The following is a 17257-nucleotide window of genomic DNA, read 5'->3' as shown; positions in this document are numbered from 1 at the left end:
CCTGACTTACTTTAGTGTGAGACTCTTGATACTTTCGCTTTCTGATCCGAAGATCAGCTCGCGGCCATCAAGCGCCCACACTTATCGGCTGTTAATTTTTAAAGAGCATTTCTGCGAGAAACCTGAAGCTTCTCAGCAGCGCTGCGTTTTCAGCAGCAGAGAAGCGAGATTATGAACCATCTTTTCCAGCTCGTCAACAACTTTCTGAACTGCTTCGTTGCGACGACCGGGGTTCAACTTCGTGTGCGCCGGAGCTCTACAACCGCCCTCGACCGCACCGCTTCTCTTCTTCCTCCGCGCCGCGTTTCCGTTAGCGCGAAAGAGGCGTGATTCTAAGCAGCTCCCGGCGATCGCGCAAGGGGTTTCTCGAAAAATATAAGGCCCCGCACGCTGCCGCGTGCGGGGCCTTATATAGAGGCAGCCGAAGCGTCAGGCCACACGCGCCTGACGCGCCACTATCTCCATATAGTGATCGAGACCAGGCGTCACCTTGCCCTCTTCCTTCGCGGTATCGTCCCAGCGGCGCAGGCGCAGTGCGTCCTCCGCGAACGGGCGCCGCAGAAACGCCGCCGTTTCCTCTTCACTGAAGATGCCCCCCTGCAGCGCGAGGCTACGCACCGAATCCGGCGACAGGCTCCCGAAGTAGCCGGCGTCCGTGCGGCACAGGCAACGCTTGGCGTCGACGTGCAACCGGATCGGCCCCAGCACCGCCTCGTTGAACAGCGGCCGCAGAAACGGCAGCACGTAATACTGATGCAGGTCGTCGATCCCCCGCGCGCTCGGCGTCTCGCCCTGCCGATTCAGCAGATGCCCCAGGTCGTGCAGGAACGCGGCCGCAACCAATGCGTCGTCAGCGCCCGCCTCCTCCGCCAGCAACCCGCTCTGCAATGCATGCTCCAGCTGCGTGACCGGTTCGCCGCTATACGCGACGTGGCCGTGCTCGCGATACAGCCCGTGAATCTGTTCCACCGTCAGTGCCATCCGCTCACTCCCAAGGCAGCGAAAACGTCTTCAGGTTCGTGAAGCTCTTCATCGCTTCCTGAACGCCCTCCTTATAGCCGAGCCCCGAATCCTTGATCCCGCCGAACGGTGACAGCTCGATCCGGTATCCAGGCACTTCCCAGACATTCACCGTCCCGACGTTCAGCTCGTTCACGAGCCGCACGACCGCAGCCGTACTGTCCGTACAGACACCCGACGACAGCCCGAATGCCGTCCCGTTGCTGATCCGGATCGCGTCGTCGATCGTGTCGAACGCGATGACGGGCGAGACGGGGCCGAAGGTCTCCTCGCGCACGATCGTCATCGACGGATCGACGTTGTCGAGCACGGTCGGCGAATAGAGCGCCCCGCGACGCACGTTGCCGATCAGCAGGCGCGCCCCCTGCTCGACCGCCTCGCCGACCCGGGCCTCGAACAGTCGCGCCGCCGCGTCGTCGATCACCGTGCCCATTTCATTCGCGGCATCGAATGGATCGCCATATTTCCATGCGCGTGTCTTCTCGACGAGCAACTCGGTGAATGCCGGCGCGATCGAGCGCTGTACCAGGATCCGCTTGACGGCCGTGCAGCGTTGCCCCGAATTCCGGTACGAGCCGAGCACGGCCAGCGATGCGGCACGTTCCAGATCGGCGTCGTCGAGCACGATCAGCGGATCGTTGCCGCCGAGTTCCAGCACGATGCGCCGGTAGCCGGCCCGTGCGGCGATCGCCTTGCCGATCGACACACCGCCCGTAAAGGTGATCAGCGATGCGTGCGGGTGCGTGACGAGTTCGTCCGAGATTTCGCGCGGGTCGCCGGTCAGTACCTGCAGCATCGGCTCGGGCAAGCCGGCCTCGTAGAGCAGGTCCGCCAGATAGAACGCCGACAACGGCACCTTCTCCGACGGCTTTACGATCACGCGGTTGTTGGTCGCGATCGCCGGCGCGATCTTGTGTGCGACCTGATTCATCGGATGATTGAACGGCGTGATCGCGACGATCACGCCGTCGAGCGGCTGCCGCTGCGAAAACACGCGGCGCGCCTTGCCGTGGGGCGTCAGGTCGCACGAGAAGCTCTGCGCGTCGTCGCGCAGCGCCTCGACCGACGCGAACTTCAGCACGTCGGCAACGCGGCCGATCTCATAGCGCGAATCCCGTTTCGACAATCCCGATTCGAGCGTGATCAGGTCGGATGCTTCCTCGGTACGCTCGCGCAGCAACGCCGCCGCGCGTTCGAGAATCTGCGAACGCTCGTAACGCGTGAGCGCCGGCCGGTACGCCATCGCGTAGTCGAACGCGGCGCGCACGTCGTCGACGCTCGCCAGCGGCACCGTGCCGACACGCGTGCCGGTATACGGATCGGTGACGTCGAGAACACGGTCGCGCGTCGCACGCGTGCCGCACCAGCGCATCGCCTCGGCGCGAAAGGCGGGGTGATCCTGTCGGGGATGAGCCATCATGACGCGACCCGGTTCAGCACGAAATCGAAGACGTCGAAATTGCGCGGACGACGTACAGGATCGTCCCGCTCGATCCGACGGTTGAACAGCAACGGCACTTCCTGCTCGGACACGCCGCCGTGCGAACGCAGCGGCACGGTCAGGCCGGACAGGTCGTGTTCGCGCTCGCGCGTGCCGAGCGTCATGTCGCGCCGTGCGATCACGACGAGGTCGCCGATCCGGTCGGCCGGCAGCTCGAAGCGCGCGGCGGCTTCCGCGTTGTCGAGCACGAGCTCGACGCCGTCGATCCCGCCGACGCGCCACATCGCTTCGGTCCGGTCGACGCCGGGTGCCAGGTAGACGGTCGCGAACGAGCCAAGCGCGCCGTGGTGCACGACGTACGGATCGGTGATCGGCAGGATCACGCGAGCGGCCCGCGCGCCGAACCAGCCGTCGAACGCGTCCTGCAGATAGATCACGTTCGGGCGGCCCGTTGCCGGATCGTGCTTCGCATTCATCCCGTGGTCGGCCGTGAGCCCGATCGCCCAGCCGAGCGCGTCGAGCTGCGCGAGATAGCCGTCCATCATTGCGTAGAACGCGTTCGCGCCGGCACTGCCGGGCTCGCACTTGTGCTGCACGTAATCGGTGGTCGACAGGTACATCAGGTCGACCTGGCGCGTCTGCGCAAGCCGCACGCCGGCCGCGAACACGAATTCGGAAAGCGCCGCGCTGTACACGTCGGGAGAAGGCAAGCCAACCCAGTCGAGCACGTCGACGATCCCGTTTTCCGCGAGATTCGCCTGTGCGGCCTTCTCGGCGGAAAAACAGATGCCCTTCATCTGCCAGCCGAGCAGCCGGCGCAGCTTGTCCTTCGCCGTGACGACGGCCACCCGCGCGCCGGCGTCGGACGCCGCCGCGAGCAGCGTGCCGGCGCGCAGGTAGGCCGGGTCGTTCATCATCACTTCGGCACCGCGTCCGCCGTCGGCGGCCGGATCCCAGAAGTAGTTGCCGCAGATCCCGTGAACCGCCGGCGGCACGCCGCAGACGATCGACAGATTGTTCGGGTTGGTGAAGGTCGGCACGACGCAGTCGGCGCGCCAGGCCGTGCCTTCCGCGATCATCCTGCCGATGAACGGCGCGACGCCCGCCGCCACCGCGCACTCGAGATAATCGTACTCGCAGCCGTCGACGCAGACGACGACGGTCGGTTCGACCGGCAGACGGTAGCGCCGGCCGTTGACGTCGACGGAACGCCCCGCGAGATCCGCCGATACCTTGCCGGCGGCCGGTTGCTCGCCGGGCTGCCGCAATGCGAACGCGGCGTTCATGATGCCGCCCGCTTGCCGCGCGGCACCCGCGCGGCGATCAGCAGCAGCGCCGCGAGCGACGCGCCGAGCATCAGCAGCGACAGCGCCGATGCCGGAAGGTAGTAGCCGCGCTCGACCTGACCGATCACGACGATCGGCACGGTCGCGAAACCCGGCGGGTAGACGGTCAGCGTCGCGCCGAGTTCGCCGAGCGACAGCGCAAAGCCGAGCGCGAGGCTCGCGCGCAGCGCCGGCACGAGCTGCGGCAGCAGTACGCGGCGCAGCACCATCGCGGGCGGCGCACCGAGGCTCGCCGCGGCTTCGCGCAGCACGGTCAGCTCCGGGCGCAGCGCGGCGGCCGCGCAGCGATAGCAGAACGGCAGAATCAGCGCGAGTTGCACGAGCACGACGATCGCGGCGGAACTCGACAGGTCGAGCGGCTTCTGGTGATACGCGATCAGCACCGCAAGCCCGAGCACGACGCTCGGCACGCCGTTCGGCACCATCACGAGCGCGTCGACCAGCGCGCCGAGGCCGCGCCGGTCGCGCCCTTCGAGCGCGAGTGCGAGCCACAGCCCGAGGATCGTGCCGATCGCCGACACGCCGAAGCCGATCTCGAGGCTCGTCAGCAGCGCGTCGTATTCCGGCGAACCGAGCCGCTCGAACCAGCGCAGGCTGTAGCCGGCCGGCAGGATCGTGCCCGACCACTGCGTCGACACGCTCGACAGTGCAACGACGATGACCGGCAGCACGAACAGCCAGAAGCAGGCGAACGCGGCCAGCGCAAGCGCCGCGCGTGACGCATGCTTGAGCAGCGTGTCGCCCCAGCCGATCCGATGGCGCGGCACGGCTTGCCCGATACGGAATTCAGCGGACATCGTTCCCTCCCGTCGCACGCCGGTTTACCCGGCGATAAACCGCATAAAGCGCCAGCGACAGCGCGAGCATCACGACCGCGCCGGCCGACGCGGTCGGCAGGTCGAGGTCGACGGTCGCGCTGCTGTAGATCGCGACCGGCAGCGTCACGAGCCGCGCGCTGCCGAGCACGAGCAGGATGCCGAACTCGTTCAGCGTCAGCAGGAAGCACAGCACGGTGCCGGCGGCGATGCCCGGCCACGCGATCGGCAGCACGACGCGGCGCGCGAGCATCCAGCCGGACGCGCCGAGGCTGCGTGCCGCCTCGATCAGGCGCAGGTCGAGCGTCGCGAACGACGCGAGCGTCGGCCGCACGACGAACGGCGTATAGAACACGGTCTGCGCGAGAATCACGCCGCCGATGCCGAACAGGAAATCGAGCGGCGGGGTCTCGAGATGGAACAGGTGCTGCAGCGCGATGCTGATCGAGCCTTGCGAGCCGTACAGGAAGATCAGCGTGAACGCGACGAGGAACGACGGGAACGCGACGTACAGTTCCAGAAAGCGCGTGACGAGCGATGCGCCCGGAAACGGCTTGAAGAACAGCAGCGCGGCCAGCAGCACGCCGAGCACCGACGCGGTGCCGGCGCTCGCGAACAGCACGCCGACGGTCGTCAGCAGCACATTGCGCGTATCGGGGTTGCCGAAGAACGTCCGGTACGCGGCAAAGCTCAGCCCGTGATCGCCGGACACGCTCAGCAGCACGAGCCGCACCAGCGGATAGACGACGAGCGGGCCGAGCACGACGATCGCGAGCGCGGCGAGGTGCAGATCGCCCATGCGCTTGCGGCGCCGCGCGGCGGCGGCATGCGCGGCGGCCGACGCGAGCACGTGCGGCGGCAGGCCGGCTTCAGGGCTCGATAAGGACGACATCGTCTGCCTCGCAATGCAGGGAAACGCGCGCCCCGCGCTCGGGAGCCGCGCCGCGACCGCGTTGCATCGTGACGCGCACGGGTTCGTCGGGCGCCGCGTCGATCACGACCGCGATCGACAGGTCGGCGCCCTGCCATTCGACCGACGACACCGTGCCGTGCAGGCCGCCCGCCGCGAGCGGCATCACGGTCAGGCGCTCGGGACGCACGCAGGCGACCTTGCCGCGCACGTCGTGACGCGGGTCGCCGAGCGGGAAGATCACGTGCGGCGGCAGCAGGTTGGCCGGGCCGAGATAGCGCGCGACGTAGCCGTCCTGCGGCGCGTCGTACAGCTGCTGCGGCGTGCCGAGCTGCGCGATGCGGCCGTCGCGCATCAGCAGCGCGCGGTCGGACAGCACGAGCGCGTCGTCGCGGTCGTGCGTCACGCACACGACGGTAAGGTTCGGCAGGCGCTCGTGCAGCGCCTTCAGCTCGCTGCGCACCGACGCGCGCAGGTTGGCGTCGAGCGCCGACAGCGGTTCGTCGAGCAGCAGCACGTCCGGCTCGATCACGAGCGCGCGGGCCAGCGCGACGCGCTGCTGCATCCCGCCCGACAGTTGCGCGGGCAGGTGGTGGCCGGCCTCGCCGAGCTGCACGAGCTTCAGCGCGTCGGCGACGCGGCGCGTCACTTCCGACGAGGCCATCCCGCGCGCGCGCAGCCCGAATGCGACGTTCTCGAACACCGACAGGTGCGGGAACAGCGCGTAATTCTGGAACAACAGACCGAGATTGCGCTTGTGCGGCGGCGCATGGGTCAGGTCGCGTCCGGCCACGGTCAGTGTGCCGGTCAGGCCATCGGCCTTCACGAACCCGGCGATGAAGCGCAGCAGCGTGGTCTTGCCGCAGCCGCTCTTGCCGAGCACGGTCAGAAATTCACCGGCGCCGATCGACAGCGACAGATCTTCCAGCACCGTGCGTGCGCCGTAGCGCACGCTCAGGTGTTCGATCTGCACGCCGCCCGGCGCGCCGGACCGCAGCGTGGCGCGCGGTTCGGCGGCGCCGAATGCGCCGGGATGGGTCAGGGTGGTTTCCACCGGGTTCATCCTCTTGCTCACTAATACAGGCGGCGTGTGCCGATCACTTCGGCTTGACGACGTCGATCTGCTTGCCCGAGCTGCCGATCACGTCCTTCTTCCAGCGCTCGATCCACACCGGCTTCTTCGCCATCACCTGCGTCCAGTCGACCGGGATCAGCTTCACGCCCGCGATCGCCTTCTTGACCGCTTCGCCATTCTTGCCGGCCAGCGGCACGTCCGTGCGGCCCGGGATGCCGTACATGTCCGGCACCTTCGACTGCACGTCCGTCGACATCAGGTAGTCGATCAGCTTCTTGCCGGCGTCCTGGTTCGGGCCGCTCTTGATCAGGCCGATGCCGTACGGCAGCTGGAAGGTGGTCGGCTGGTCGCCGTCCTTCGCGGCCAGGAAGATCGGCTTGACGGCCAGCGCGCCGTGCTCGGCGTCGTCGAGATCCATCTGCAGGTCGCCGTTCGCGACGCTGATCTCGTTACGCGACAGCAGCACGTTCAGATAGCCGGTGCCCTTCGTGTGGAACTTCACGCTCTGCGACAGCTTCGCGAGGTAGTCGAACGCCTTGTCCTCGCCCATCAGCGACGTCGTCAGGATCAGCACGGCCATCCCGTCGCCGGCCGTGGCCGGGTTCGAGTACGCGACCTTGCCCGCGTAGGCCGGCGACAGCAGGTCCGCGAACGTCTTCGGCTGGTTCTTCACGACGTCCGGGTTGATCGCGAACGAGAAGTAGTTGTTCACGAACGTCGCCCACGTGCCGTCTTCCGCCTTCGCGATCGCCGGCACGTTCTTGTAGTTGACGCTCTGGTACGGCTGCAGCAGGCCCATCTGGCCGGCTTGCTGGATGAACGGCGGCAGCGTGACGATCACGTCCGCCTTCGGCGAGTTCTTTTCGATGTTCGCGCGGTTGACGACCTCGCCGCTGCCCGCCGTCACGATGTTCACCTTGACGCCTTCCTTCTTCTCGAACGCCGGCAGCACATCGCGATAGAGATTCTCGAGACCGTCCGCCGTATACAGCACGACCGCGTTCGCCGCATGCGCGGGCATCGCCGCGCCTTGCAGCAGACCGGCGGCGCAGGCGGCCAGCGCGAGCTTGCGGAACGCGCCGGCAGCGGCGCGCGAGGAATTCTGCAGTGTCATCTCACTTCTCCGTAGGCGGAACACCAAACGGCCGGGGCACGATCCGGCTCCTTTCAGTCGGACAGACCGACGACCGGCCTGCCTCGCTGCCGCGCTGCAGGTGGTCTCGCGCGGCAACCGAAGGATCACAGCGTTCGATGACAACGCCGTGACGCGTGCCACAATTTCCAAAAAATGACACATTTTGCCAATATCATGCAAGTCACACAGAAATGCCAACCCGGCGTTTCGTCCGATCTCTGCTGGAGAAAAAGCCATGCCCGCCCCGATTCTGCTCACGCCCGGCCCGCTCACCACGTCCGCCACAACACGCCACGCAATGCAACATGACTGGGGCTCGTGGGACGCCGCTTTCAATCAATTGACGGCCAGCGTCTGCGCGGATCTCGTCACGATCGCGCGCGGCGGCGACGAATACGTGTGCGTGCCGATGCAAGGCAGCGGCACGTTTTCGGTCGAGGCCGCGCTGGGCACGCTGGTGCCGCGCGACGGCGTCGTGCTGGTGCCGGACAACGGCGCGTATTGCGCGCGCATCCTGAAGATCCTCGGCCGACTCGGCATCGAGGCGATCGCGCTGCCGTTCGGCGAGGACGCCGCGGTCGCCCCAGCGGCAATCGAAGCCGCGTTCGCGCGCGAGCCGCGCATCACGCACGTCGCGCTCGTGCATCTGGAAACGAGCGCCGGCATCCTGAATCCGCTCGACGCGATCGCGGCCGCGTGCCGGCGGCACGGCAAGCGGCTGATCGTCGACGCAATGAGTTCGTTCGGCGCGTTGCCGATCGCGCTGGCGGACAGCGGGATCGACGCGCTGATCTCGGCGAGCGGCAAATGCCTGGAAGGCGTGCCGGGGATGGGATTCGCGATCGTGCGGCGCGATACGCTCGACGCGAGCGAAGGCAACTCGCCGTCGCTCGCGCTCGATCTCCATGATCAGTACGCATACCTGCGCAAGACGGGCCAGTGGCGCTTCACGCCGCCGACCCACGTGATCGCCGCGCTGCGCGCCGCGCTCGACCAGTTTCTGGCCGAAGGCGGTCAGCCCGCGCGCGGCGCGCGCTATGCGGAGAACTGCCGGACCTTGATCGAATCGATGCGCGCGCTCGGTTTCACGCCATTCCTCGACGCCAGCGTGCAGGCGCCGGTGATCGTCACGTTCCATGCGCCCGACCATCCGGCCTACGATTTCCGCCGCTTCTACGACGCGGTGCGCGACGCGGGCTTCATCCTGTATCCGGGCAAACTGACGCAACGCGAGACGTTCCGCGTCGGCTGCATCGGCGCGATCGATGCCGGCGACATCCGGCGTGCGGTCGCGGCGATCGCGCTCGCGGTCGAATCGCTCGGGATTGCCGTGCAGCGCGCGTGAGCGCCGACGCATGCCACGGCCCGCAAGCAGGGAACGCAGAAACAAAAAAGCCCGGCGACCCACAGGTCGCCGGGCGAACGCACCGAGAGTGCGTGGAGCCGGTACTTACAGTTCGATCCGCTTGATGTCGCCGACGACGAAGATGTACGACAGCGCACCGATCAGCGCGATCACGCCGATAAACACGAGCGCGCCGACGAACGACCCGGTCGTTGCGACGATGAAGCCGACGACGAGCGGCGTGATGATGCCCGCGAGGTTCGCCGCGAAGTTGAAGATGCCGCCGGTCACGCCGAGCAGGCCGTCCGGCGCGATGTCGGACACGAGCGTCCAGCCGAGCGCGGCCATCCCCTGCGCGAAGAATGCGACCGACATGATCGCGATCACGGCTTCGTTGCTTTGCACGTAGTTCGCGAGAATGATCGTCGACGCGAGCAGCAGGCCGGCGATGATCGGCAGCTTGCGCGCGAGGTTCGCGGACTTGCCGCGGCGCAGCAGCCAGTCGGAGAAGATCCCGCCGAACATCACGCCGACCGACGCGGCGATGAACGGCATGATCGCGAAGAAGCCGATCTTCAGCCAGCCCATATGACGCTCGGTCGCGAGATAGGTCGGGAACCAGGTGAGGAAGAACACGAGCGTCGAGTTGCCGGCGAACTGGCCGAGGCAGATACCCGCGAGCTGGCGCTTCTTCAGCAGCCGGCCGGCCATCGACCAGCTGAATTTGGCCTGTGCGGGCTTGCCGCTCTTGTCGCCGTCCTTGCGCGCGCCGTGCACGAGACCGCCGCCCGCTTCGATGTACGCGAGTTCTTCCGAATTAGCGGCCGGATGGTTGCGCGGCTCGTGATAGAACTTCCACCAGACCAGACCGAACACGATGCCGACCGCGCCGACGACCCAGAACAGCGAGCGCCAGCCGAACGCACCCATCAGCGCGAACAGAACGGGGCTGAAGAACGCGAGGCCGATGTACTCGCCGACGGTGTAGGTGCCGGTCGCCATCGCGCGCTCGTTCTGCGGGAACCACGTCGCGACGACCCGGCTGTTGGTCGGGAAACACGGCGCTTCCGTCACGCCGAGGCCGAGCCGGCATGCGAGCAGCGTCCCGACACCGGGCACGAAACCCTGCAGCAGCGTGCACAGCGACCACAGCGTCATCGACCAGTAATAAGTGATCTTGCTGCCGAAACGGTCGAGGAACAGGCCGCCGGGCACCTGCATCGCGACGTACGTCCACGAGAATGCGGAGAACATGATGCCCATCACCGCCGCGTTGATGCCGAGCTCCTTGGTAAGCTGCGGCGCAGCCACCCCCAGCACGGTACGGTCGAGATAGTTGATCATCGTGCCGATCGCGAGCAGCGCGAGGATCTTGTAGCGCGCCGAGGTCCGCCGGACCGTACCGGCCGCCGCGGACGCGGCGTTCGTGTGGGTGGTGTGCTGCATGGTTGTCTCCTGGTCTATTTTTCAGCTAGTCGGTAGAAGGGTCAGCGTGCGACGAGCGACTGAAAGTGTTCGAACATCCGCTCGTCGTCCGGCGTTCGTCCGGTGAAGATCTCGAACGCATCGACGGCCTGGTACACGGCCATCCCGCCACCCGGCAGCGTCGCGCAGCCGGCCGCGCGCGCGGCGCGGATCAGTTCGGTTTCGAGCGGGAAATACACGATGTCGGCGACCCACATTCCCGCGCGGAGCAACTCGGCCGGCAGCGGCAGGCCCGGATGCTTGGCCATGCCGGTCGGCGTGCAATGAATCAGGCCGGTCGCGGCCTGCATCGCGGCCGCAAGATCGCTGCCCGGCGTGACCCGGGCGGCTGGGAAGCGCTGCTGCAGCTCACCCGCGAGCGCGACGGCACGCGTGCCGTCGACGTCGAAGATCGTCAGCTCGGCGGCGCCCATCTGCAGCGCAGCATGCGCGACGGCCGCACCCGCGCCGCCCGCGCCCAGCTGCACGACACGCTCGAGCGACGCGTCGGGCAACCCGCGGCGGAACGACTTCGCGAAACCCGACCAGTCGGTGTTGTGGCCGATCCGCTTGCCGTCCTTGAACAGCACGGTGTTCACCGCGCCGAGCGCGCGCGCGTCGTCCGACAGCGCGTCGAGGTGCTCGATCACGCGCTGCTTGCACGGATGCGTGATGTTGAGCCCGTTGTAGCCCATCCGCTGCGCGGCATCGAGCAGCTCCGGCAGCGCGTCGGCGGTCACGCCGAGCACATCGAGATCGATGCGCCGGTACACGTAGCCGAATCCCTGGCGGAAACCTTCTTCCTCATGCATTGCGGGCGACAGCGAACCGCCGATGCCCTGGCCGATCAGGCCGATCAGAAAAGACGGGCGGCTCATCGTGCGGCTCCCTGCGCAAAAAGGGTCGACAGGCGCTGCAGCGCGAATACGTAGCCTTCGGTGCCGCAGCCGCAGATCACGGCTTCGGCCACCGCCGACACATACGAGTGGTGACGGAATGCCTCGCGACGATGCACGTTCGAGATATGCACCTCGATCACGGGTTTCGCGATCGCGGACAGCGCGTCGGCCAGCGCGACCGACGTGTGCGTATACGCGGCGGGGTTGATCACGATGCCGTGCGTATCGTGACGCGCGGCGTGCAGCCAGTCGATCAGCTGGTGCTCGGCGTTCGACTGGCGAAAGTCGATCTCCAGTCCGAGCCCCTCGGCCGCCGTGCGGCAGCGCTGCTCGACGTCGGCAAGGGTTTCCGCGCCGTAGATGTGGGGCTCGCGGGTCCCCAACAGATTCAGGTTCGGGCCGTTCAGCACCAGCACCTTGTGCTTGCTCATGGTGTTTCTGCTCCTAAAACGGGGACGCATCGCTAGCCGACTTCGCCCCTTGACGTCAAGATTTGGCGCTAGTGTGCGCTTGCGCAAGCGCAATGTCTTTTCGGGTTTTCGCTAATTTGTACCATCTAGTTAGTTTGTATAATTCGCCATACTCCCCTAGTAAATTCGGGATGTGGCGCCCGCAGGTCATTCAACGACTGGTTCATTCCGGCCCGATCCGGCCGACGCCACGCCCCGCTCACCCGCAGGATTCGCCCATGCAGCGCTCGATCGCCACCGTGTCACTGTCCGGCACGCTCGCCGAGAAGCTCACCGCCATCCAGGCCGCCGGCTTCGACGGCGTCGAAATCTTCGAGAACGACCTCGTCTACTTCGATGGATCGCCCGCCGACGTGCGGCGCATGGCCGCCGATCTGGGCCTCGACATCGTGCTGTTCCAACCGTTTCGCGACTTCGAGGGCGTGAGCCCGGCCCAGCTCGCCCGCAATCTCGACCGCATCCGCCGCAAGTTCGACGTGATGCACGCGCTCGGCACCGACCGCATCCTAGTGTGCAGCAGCGTGGCGCCCGACACGATCGCGGACGACGCGCTGCTGGTCGACCAGCTCGGCGCGCTCGCCGAAGCCGCGCGGCAGGCCGGCGTGGTCGCCGCGTACGAGGCACTCGCGTGGGGCCGCGTCGTGAACCGGTACAGCCACGCATGGAAGCTCGTGAACGCGGTGAACAGCCCGCATCTCGGCCTCGCGCTCGACAGCTTCCATACGCTGTCGCTCGACGATTCGCCGGACGCGATCGCCGACATCCCCGGCGACCGGATCGCGTTCGTGCAGATCGCCGACGCGCCGAAGCTCGTGATGGACGTGATCGAATGGAGCCGCCACTTCCGCTCGTTCCCCGGCCAGGGCGACTTCGACCTCGCGCGCTTCACGGCGCGCGTGATCGAGTCCGGCTATACGGGGCCGCTGTCGCTCGAGATCTTCAACGACGGCTTCCGCGCCGCGCCGACCGCGATCACGGCCGCCGACGGCCACCGCTCGCTGCTTTATCTGGAAGAACTGACGCGCGCGCGGCTCGCGCAGGACGGCCGCGCGCCCGCCGCCGGCCAGCCGCTGTTCGCGCCGCCGGCGCCGCCCGCGCACGTCGGGTTCCAGTTCATCGAATTCGCGGTCGACGCGCAGGCGGCAGCCACCGTCGGCGAATGGCTCGGCCGGATGCGGTTCCGGCTCGCGGGCCGTCATCGATCGAAGGACGTGACGCTGTTCCAGCACGGCGCCGCGTCGATCGTGCTGAACGCCGAGCGCGACTCGTTCGCCGACGCGTTCTTCCAGCAGCACGGGTTGTCGCTGTGCGCGTCGGCGTTCCGCGTCGACGATGCGAAAGTGGCATTCGAACGCGCGGCCGGCTTCGGCTACGCGCCGTTTTCCGGGCGCGTCGGCCCGAACGAGCGCGTGCTGCCGGGCGTGCAGGCGCCGGACGGCAGCCTCGAATACTTCGTCGACGAGACGCCGAACGCGCCAACGCTGTATGAATCGGACTTCGTGCTGACCGACATCGACGGCCCCAGCGAGGTCGGCCCGCTGACGGGCATCGATCACGTCTGCCTCGCGCTGCCGGCCGACGCGCTCGATACGTGGATCCTGTTCTTCAAGACCGCCTTCGGCTTCGAGGCCGAGCGCAGCTGGCTCGTGCCCGATCCGTACGGCCTGATGCGCAGCCGTGCGGTGCGCAGCGCGGACGGCTCGGTGCGGATCGCGCTGAATGCGTCGGTCGACCGCCACACGGCCGTCGCCGAATCGCTCGACCGCTATCACGGCACAGGGCTGAACCACGTCGCGTTCCGGACCGACGACATCGTGAAGACGGTCGCCGCGTTCGCGGCCGACGGCGTGCCATTCCTGCGGATTCCGCCGAACTATTACGACGATCTCGCCGCGCGCTACGCGCTGCCAGACGAACTGATCGAGACGCTCAGCGCCCACCATCTGCTGTACGACCGCGATGAAAACGGCGGCGAATTCCTGCATGCGTATACGGAACTGGTCGACAACCGCTTCTCGCTCGAAATCGTCGAGCGGCGCGGCGGCTACGACGGCTACGGCGCGGCCAACGCAGCCGTGCGGCTCGCCGCGCAGGCCCAGCGCAGGAAATAAGGGAGCAAGCGAATTTCGCGCAGGGGGCGAATCAAACGAGAAAACTACGTCGACCCTGCGACGTGCGACGCGCGGACGCACCGTCGTGGTGAATACCGCGGCGGCGCCCCGCCCGGCAAGGCCGTCCGCTCGGGGCCGAAAACCGCCGCCGGGCGGAGGTTACATCCGGTAACGCACGCCGCACTGCAGCATCGGCCTGGCCACCGCGCTTTTAAGAATCGCTTAAGTCTTCGACGGCACCATCCGCAACCAGTACCCGATGGATATCTCGAAAAGGAGGACAGCGATGAGCGCCGTAGATGCACCCGCGGGCCGCCCGGCCGCCCCCCCTGTGAAAAAGACGATGCTGCGCCGTTTGCTCAGCCATCATGAAATCGCGACGCTGCTCGTGCTGCTGCACGCACCGATCGGCGCGAACGCCAAACCCGAATTGCCCGCGCTGCAGGAAGCCGGCCTCGTCGAGATGATCAAGCTCGACGCCGACACGGCACCGAGCTTCCGCCTGACCGAAGACGGCACGGCCGTCCTGAAAGGCCTCGGCTACCGCTGAGCCGCCGCTTTCCCGATTCCTTTCCCCGCTTCTTGCTCTCGCACCGCCCCGATCCTTCAGACCCGCCGGCCCGCCCGGCGCGTCACTTCACCCTGCCCGGTCCTGCAGCATCAGCCGGTATTCCGTCGGCGTCATGCCGACCGTCGCCTTGAACTGGCGCGTGAACGCGCTGTGATCCGTATAACCGCATAGCGCCGCGACGTCGGTCACCTTGTCGTGCGTGACGAGCAGCGCCGTGGCCGCGTCGAGCCGCGTTTTCAGCAGCACCTGGCGCGGCGTCAGGTGAAACACCTTGTGGAAGTAGCGTTCGAGCTGCGCAACAGACATCCCGGCCATCTGCGCAAGCTGCTTCAGGTTCAGCGGTTGCACGTAGTGATCCTGGATGTGCTGCACCACGTCGGCGAGCTTGCTGTAGGCCGGATGCGATCCCTCGTGCGCCTTCAGGTCGCGCGAGATGCCCGCGAGACCGACCACCTTGCCGGCCGCGTCGCGCAGCGGCTCCTTGCAGGTCAGGCACCAGCCCGGCTGGCGGCCCGGATACAGATGCAGCTCGAGCTGGTCCATCAGCTGCTGGCCGGCGGTGATCGTCGCCATGTCCTGTTCGAAGTAGGTCCGGCCGAAGCGGCGCGGAAACACCTCGTCGGTCGTCTTGCCGAGCAGGTCGCGCTTGTCCTTGTAGCCGCAGCGCATCGCCAGCGTGCGGTTGACGAGCGCGTAGCGGCCGTTCGCGTCCTTCACGAAGAACGCGACGTCGGGCAGTGCGTCGAACACCGGCTCAAGCAGGCGGAAGTGCGCGAGCATCGCGCCAAGATCGGCGTTGTCGGGCTGGTAGCGCAGCGTATCGGACAGGCTCATGGGCGGTGCGGCAAGAAAGGTCGTCATCCCGGCATTGGCGAAGGGAGTGGCTGATGGCGTCGATTATAGGAGCGCGCTCAAGAACACGTCGTGGCGATCTCGGACAAGCGATCGGGCGGCGCGATGAACGGCGGTCCGCGCAACGCGCCGCCGATCGGCGACGATCGGGTGGCCGCATACGTCGGCGCATCGTACGCCGTGCGGTTGTGCGCGCAACCACTGCGGCGCGCTTGTCGGGCGGCGCCGATTTCGCATCGGCCCGCTGCATGGCGCCGGGCATCCGTCGGCAACGTCGGCGATATCGATGCACCCCGCCGGTACCGAAACAACGCTCGCGAAGCCGCCATCCTAGAAATGCCGGCATGTCGCGTCTTGGCGCGATTGCGCATTCCACATGACGATTTCGGCATATATCAGGGTTATCGACGATATGCCGAAATCGTCGCCGGCCGCGCATCGAACGCGCAAGACGCGCGCATTTTCGCTACCTAGACTTCGATCAACGGTTACGAGACGACATCCCGCCGCCGCCGCACACGCCGATTCCGGCACAACCCGCGCGGCGCACGGCACACACCGCACGGCTGTCGCAAACGCCTGCGGACCGATACGTCTCGCCCGGTTTACCGCACCGGCCCGCTGGCCGGCGGCGGCCCAACCACGCCATCAAGGGGAAGTGAAAGTGAAGCTGAAGGTATCGCACGTCGCGCTGGCCGCTGCCTGCGCACTGTCGGGCGCACACGCCATCGCCGCCGACGTCGTCAAGATCGGTTTCGCCGCACCGCTGACGGGGCCGCAGTCGAACTACGGCACGGACATGCAGAAGGGCGTGCAGCTCGCGATCGCCGATTTCAACGCGACGCATCCGACGATCGGCGGTCAGCCGGTCACGTTCCAGCTCGACTCGCAGGACGACCAGGCCGACCCGCGCACCGGCACGACGGTCGCGCAGCGGCTGATCGACGACAATGTCCGCGGCGTCATCGGCCACTTCAACTCGGGCACGAGCATTCCGGCGTCCGACCTGTACGATCGCACGGGGCTGCCGCAAATCTCGATGGCGACGTCGCCGCAATACACGGCGCGCGGCTACAAGACGACCTACCGGCTGCTGACGAGCGACGCGCAAGCGGGCCGCATCGTCGGCACGTACGCGGTGAAGACGCTGCGCTTCAAGCGCATCGCGATCATCGACGACCGCACGGCCTACGGCCAGGGCATCGCCGACGAATTCGCGAAGGCCGTGCAGGCCGCCGGCGGCACGATCGTCAAGCGTGATTTCACGAACGACAAGGCGCTCGACTTCTCTGCAATCCTGACCAACCTGAAGGGCATCAACCCCGACGCGATCTTCTACGGCGGCGGCGACGCGCAGTCGTCGCCGATGATCCGCAAGATGCGCCAGCTCGGGATGAAGGCCGCCTTCGTGACCGGCGAGATGTCGCGCTCGCCGACGTTCCTGAAGGTCGGCGGCGAAGCGGCCGAAGGCGCGATCGTCTACATGGGCGGGCTGCCGAAGGAAAAGATGCCGGGCTTCGCCGGCTACGCATCGCGCTACAAGGCACGCTTCAATGAAGACGTGATCACCTATTCGCCCTACTCGTACGACGGCACGATCGCGCTGCTCACCGCGATGAAGGACGCGAACTCGACCGACCCGAAGGTTTACACACCGTATCTCGGCAAGGTGTCGATCAAGGGCGTGTCGGCGCCGAGCATCGCGTACGACGCGAAGGGCGACCTGAAGGATGCGCCGGTGACGATCTACAAGGTCGAGCACGGCGCGTTCAAGCCGGTCGACACGATCGCCGGCAACTGATC

At 67.0% G+C, this 17257-nt stretch carries 16 protein-coding genes; 5 read left to right on the top strand and 11 right to left on the bottom strand.

Annotated features, from left to right (window positions below; all coding sequences use genetic code 11):
* Positions 1-429: 429 nt before the first annotated feature.
* The 7 genes from HWX22_RS05270 to phnS are packed head-to-tail and all read right to left on the bottom strand — an operon-like array spanning position 430 to position 7721.
* Complete coding sequence (locus tag HWX22_RS05270) at positions 430-981, bottom strand: phosphonate degradation HD-domain oxygenase (RefSeq protein ID WP_175915154.1); 552 nt, start codon at positions 979-981, stop codon at positions 430-432.
* A 4-nt stretch (positions 982-985) separates the two neighbouring features.
* Positions 986-2440: a phosphonoacetaldehyde dehydrogenase gene (gene phnY / locus HWX22_RS05265; protein ID WP_175915153.1), complete on the bottom strand. Its 1455-nt coding sequence runs from the start codon at positions 2438-2440 to the stop codon at positions 986-988.
* A complete protein-coding gene (gene phnA, locus HWX22_RS05260) occupies positions 2437-3747 on the bottom strand; it encodes a phosphonoacetate hydrolase (protein WP_175915152.1) in 1311 nt (436 codons plus the stop codon). Before phnA ends, phnY begins: the two co-directional genes overlap by 4 nt.
* Positions 3744-4604 carry a 2-aminoethylphosphonate ABC transport system, membrane component PhnV gene (gene phnV, locus HWX22_RS05255; RefSeq protein WP_175908482.1) on the bottom strand — a complete coding sequence of 287 codons (861 nt, stop codon included), beginning with the start codon at positions 4602-4604 and terminating at the stop codon, positions 3744-3746. The genes phnA and phnV overlap by 4 nt, the downstream gene beginning before the upstream one ends.
* Positions 4594-5514 carry a 2-aminoethylphosphonate ABC transporter permease subunit gene (locus HWX22_RS05250; RefSeq protein ID WP_059814824.1) on the bottom strand — a complete coding sequence of 307 codons (921 nt, stop codon included), beginning with the start codon at positions 5512-5514 and terminating at the stop codon, positions 4594-4596. Before HWX22_RS05250 ends, phnV begins: the two co-directional genes overlap by 11 nt.
* Positions 5492-6595: a 2-aminoethylphosphonate ABC transport system ATP-binding subunit PhnT gene (gene phnT / locus HWX22_RS05245; protein ID WP_059814829.1), complete on the bottom strand. Its 1104-nt coding sequence runs from the start codon at positions 6593-6595 to the stop codon at positions 5492-5494. The genes HWX22_RS05250 and phnT overlap by 23 nt, the downstream gene beginning before the upstream one ends.
* Positions 6596-6629: 34 nt before the next feature.
* On the bottom strand, positions 6630-7721 hold the full coding sequence (gene phnS / locus HWX22_RS05240) for a 2-aminoethylphosphonate ABC transporter substrate-binding protein (RefSeq protein ID WP_175908484.1): 1092 nt from the start codon (positions 7719-7721) through the stop codon (positions 6630-6632).
* A 256-nt stretch (positions 7722-7977) separates the two neighbouring features.
* Between phnS and HWX22_RS05235 the strand changes: the two genes are divergently transcribed.
* Positions 7978-9087, top strand: a complete 1110-nt coding sequence (locus HWX22_RS05235; RefSeq protein WP_175915151.1) for a 2-aminoethylphosphonate--pyruvate transaminase — start codon at positions 7978-7980, stop codon at positions 9085-9087.
* Positions 9088-9192: 105 nt separating this feature from the next.
* On the opposite strand, the gene HWX22_RS05230 is transcribed toward HWX22_RS05235, so the two are convergent.
* From HWX22_RS05230 to aroQ, 3 genes are read right to left on the bottom strand one after another with little or no spacing between them, the layout of a single operon-like run.
* Positions 9193-10533 carry an MFS transporter gene (locus HWX22_RS05230; protein WP_175908486.1) on the bottom strand — a complete coding sequence of 447 codons (1341 nt, stop codon included), beginning with the start codon at positions 10531-10533 and terminating at the stop codon, positions 9193-9195.
* A 41-nt stretch (positions 10534-10574) separates the two neighbouring features.
* Entirely contained in the window at positions 10575-11429 is an 855-nt protein-coding gene (locus HWX22_RS05225; RefSeq protein WP_059528372.1) for a shikimate dehydrogenase, read from the bottom strand.
* Positions 11426-11881, bottom strand: coding sequence for a type II 3-dehydroquinate dehydratase (gene aroQ / locus HWX22_RS05220; RefSeq protein ID WP_059528374.1), 456 nt, complete (start codon positions 11879-11881; stop codon positions 11426-11428). Before aroQ ends, HWX22_RS05225 begins: the two co-directional genes overlap by 4 nt.
* Positions 11882-12138: 257 nt before the next feature.
* Here aroQ and HWX22_RS05215 point away from each other — a divergent pair, with 257 nt between their 5' ends.
* The gene (locus tag HWX22_RS05215) at positions 12139-14031 is read left to right on the top strand and encodes a sugar phosphate isomerase/epimerase and 4-hydroxyphenylpyruvate domain-containing protein (protein ID WP_175908487.1); all 1893 of its coding nucleotides are present in this window, start codon (positions 12139-12141) and stop codon (positions 14029-14031) included.
* Between the two features lie 286 nt (positions 14032-14317).
* Positions 14318-14581 carry a hypothetical protein gene (locus HWX22_RS05210; protein WP_059528378.1) on the top strand — a complete coding sequence of 88 codons (264 nt, stop codon included), beginning with the start codon at positions 14318-14320 and terminating at the stop codon, positions 14579-14581.
* A gap of 87 nt (positions 14582-14668) precedes the next feature.
* Here the strand turns inward: HWX22_RS05210 and HWX22_RS05205 are convergent, their stop codons facing one another.
* Positions 14669-15463 carry an AraC family transcriptional regulator gene (locus tag HWX22_RS05205; protein ID WP_059528381.1) on the bottom strand — a complete coding sequence of 265 codons (795 nt, stop codon included), beginning with the start codon at positions 15461-15463 and terminating at the stop codon, positions 14669-14671.
* A 63-nt stretch (positions 15464-15526) separates the two neighbouring features.
* Here HWX22_RS05205 and HWX22_RS05200 point away from each other — a divergent pair, with 63 nt between their 5' ends.
* Together HWX22_RS05200 and HWX22_RS05195 are read left to right on the top strand one after the other, a co-directional pair.
* Complete coding sequence (locus tag HWX22_RS05200) at positions 15527-15928, top strand: hypothetical protein (RefSeq protein ID WP_175908477.1); 402 nt, start codon at positions 15527-15529, stop codon at positions 15926-15928.
* A gap of 190 nt (positions 15929-16118) precedes the next feature.
* The gene (locus tag HWX22_RS05195) at positions 16119-17255 is read left to right on the top strand and encodes a branched-chain amino acid ABC transporter substrate-binding protein (protein WP_175908488.1); all 1137 of its coding nucleotides are present in this window, start codon (positions 16119-16121) and stop codon (positions 17253-17255) included.
* Positions 17256-17257: the final 2 nt, after the last annotated feature.

The sequence above is a fragment of the Burkholderia sp. BCC1638 genome (assembly GCF_902833195.1).
Lineage (GTDB): Bacteria > Pseudomonadota > Gammaproteobacteria > Burkholderiales > Burkholderiaceae > Burkholderia > Burkholderia diffusa.
This window is presented reverse-complemented; position numbering and strand designations above follow the sequence as displayed.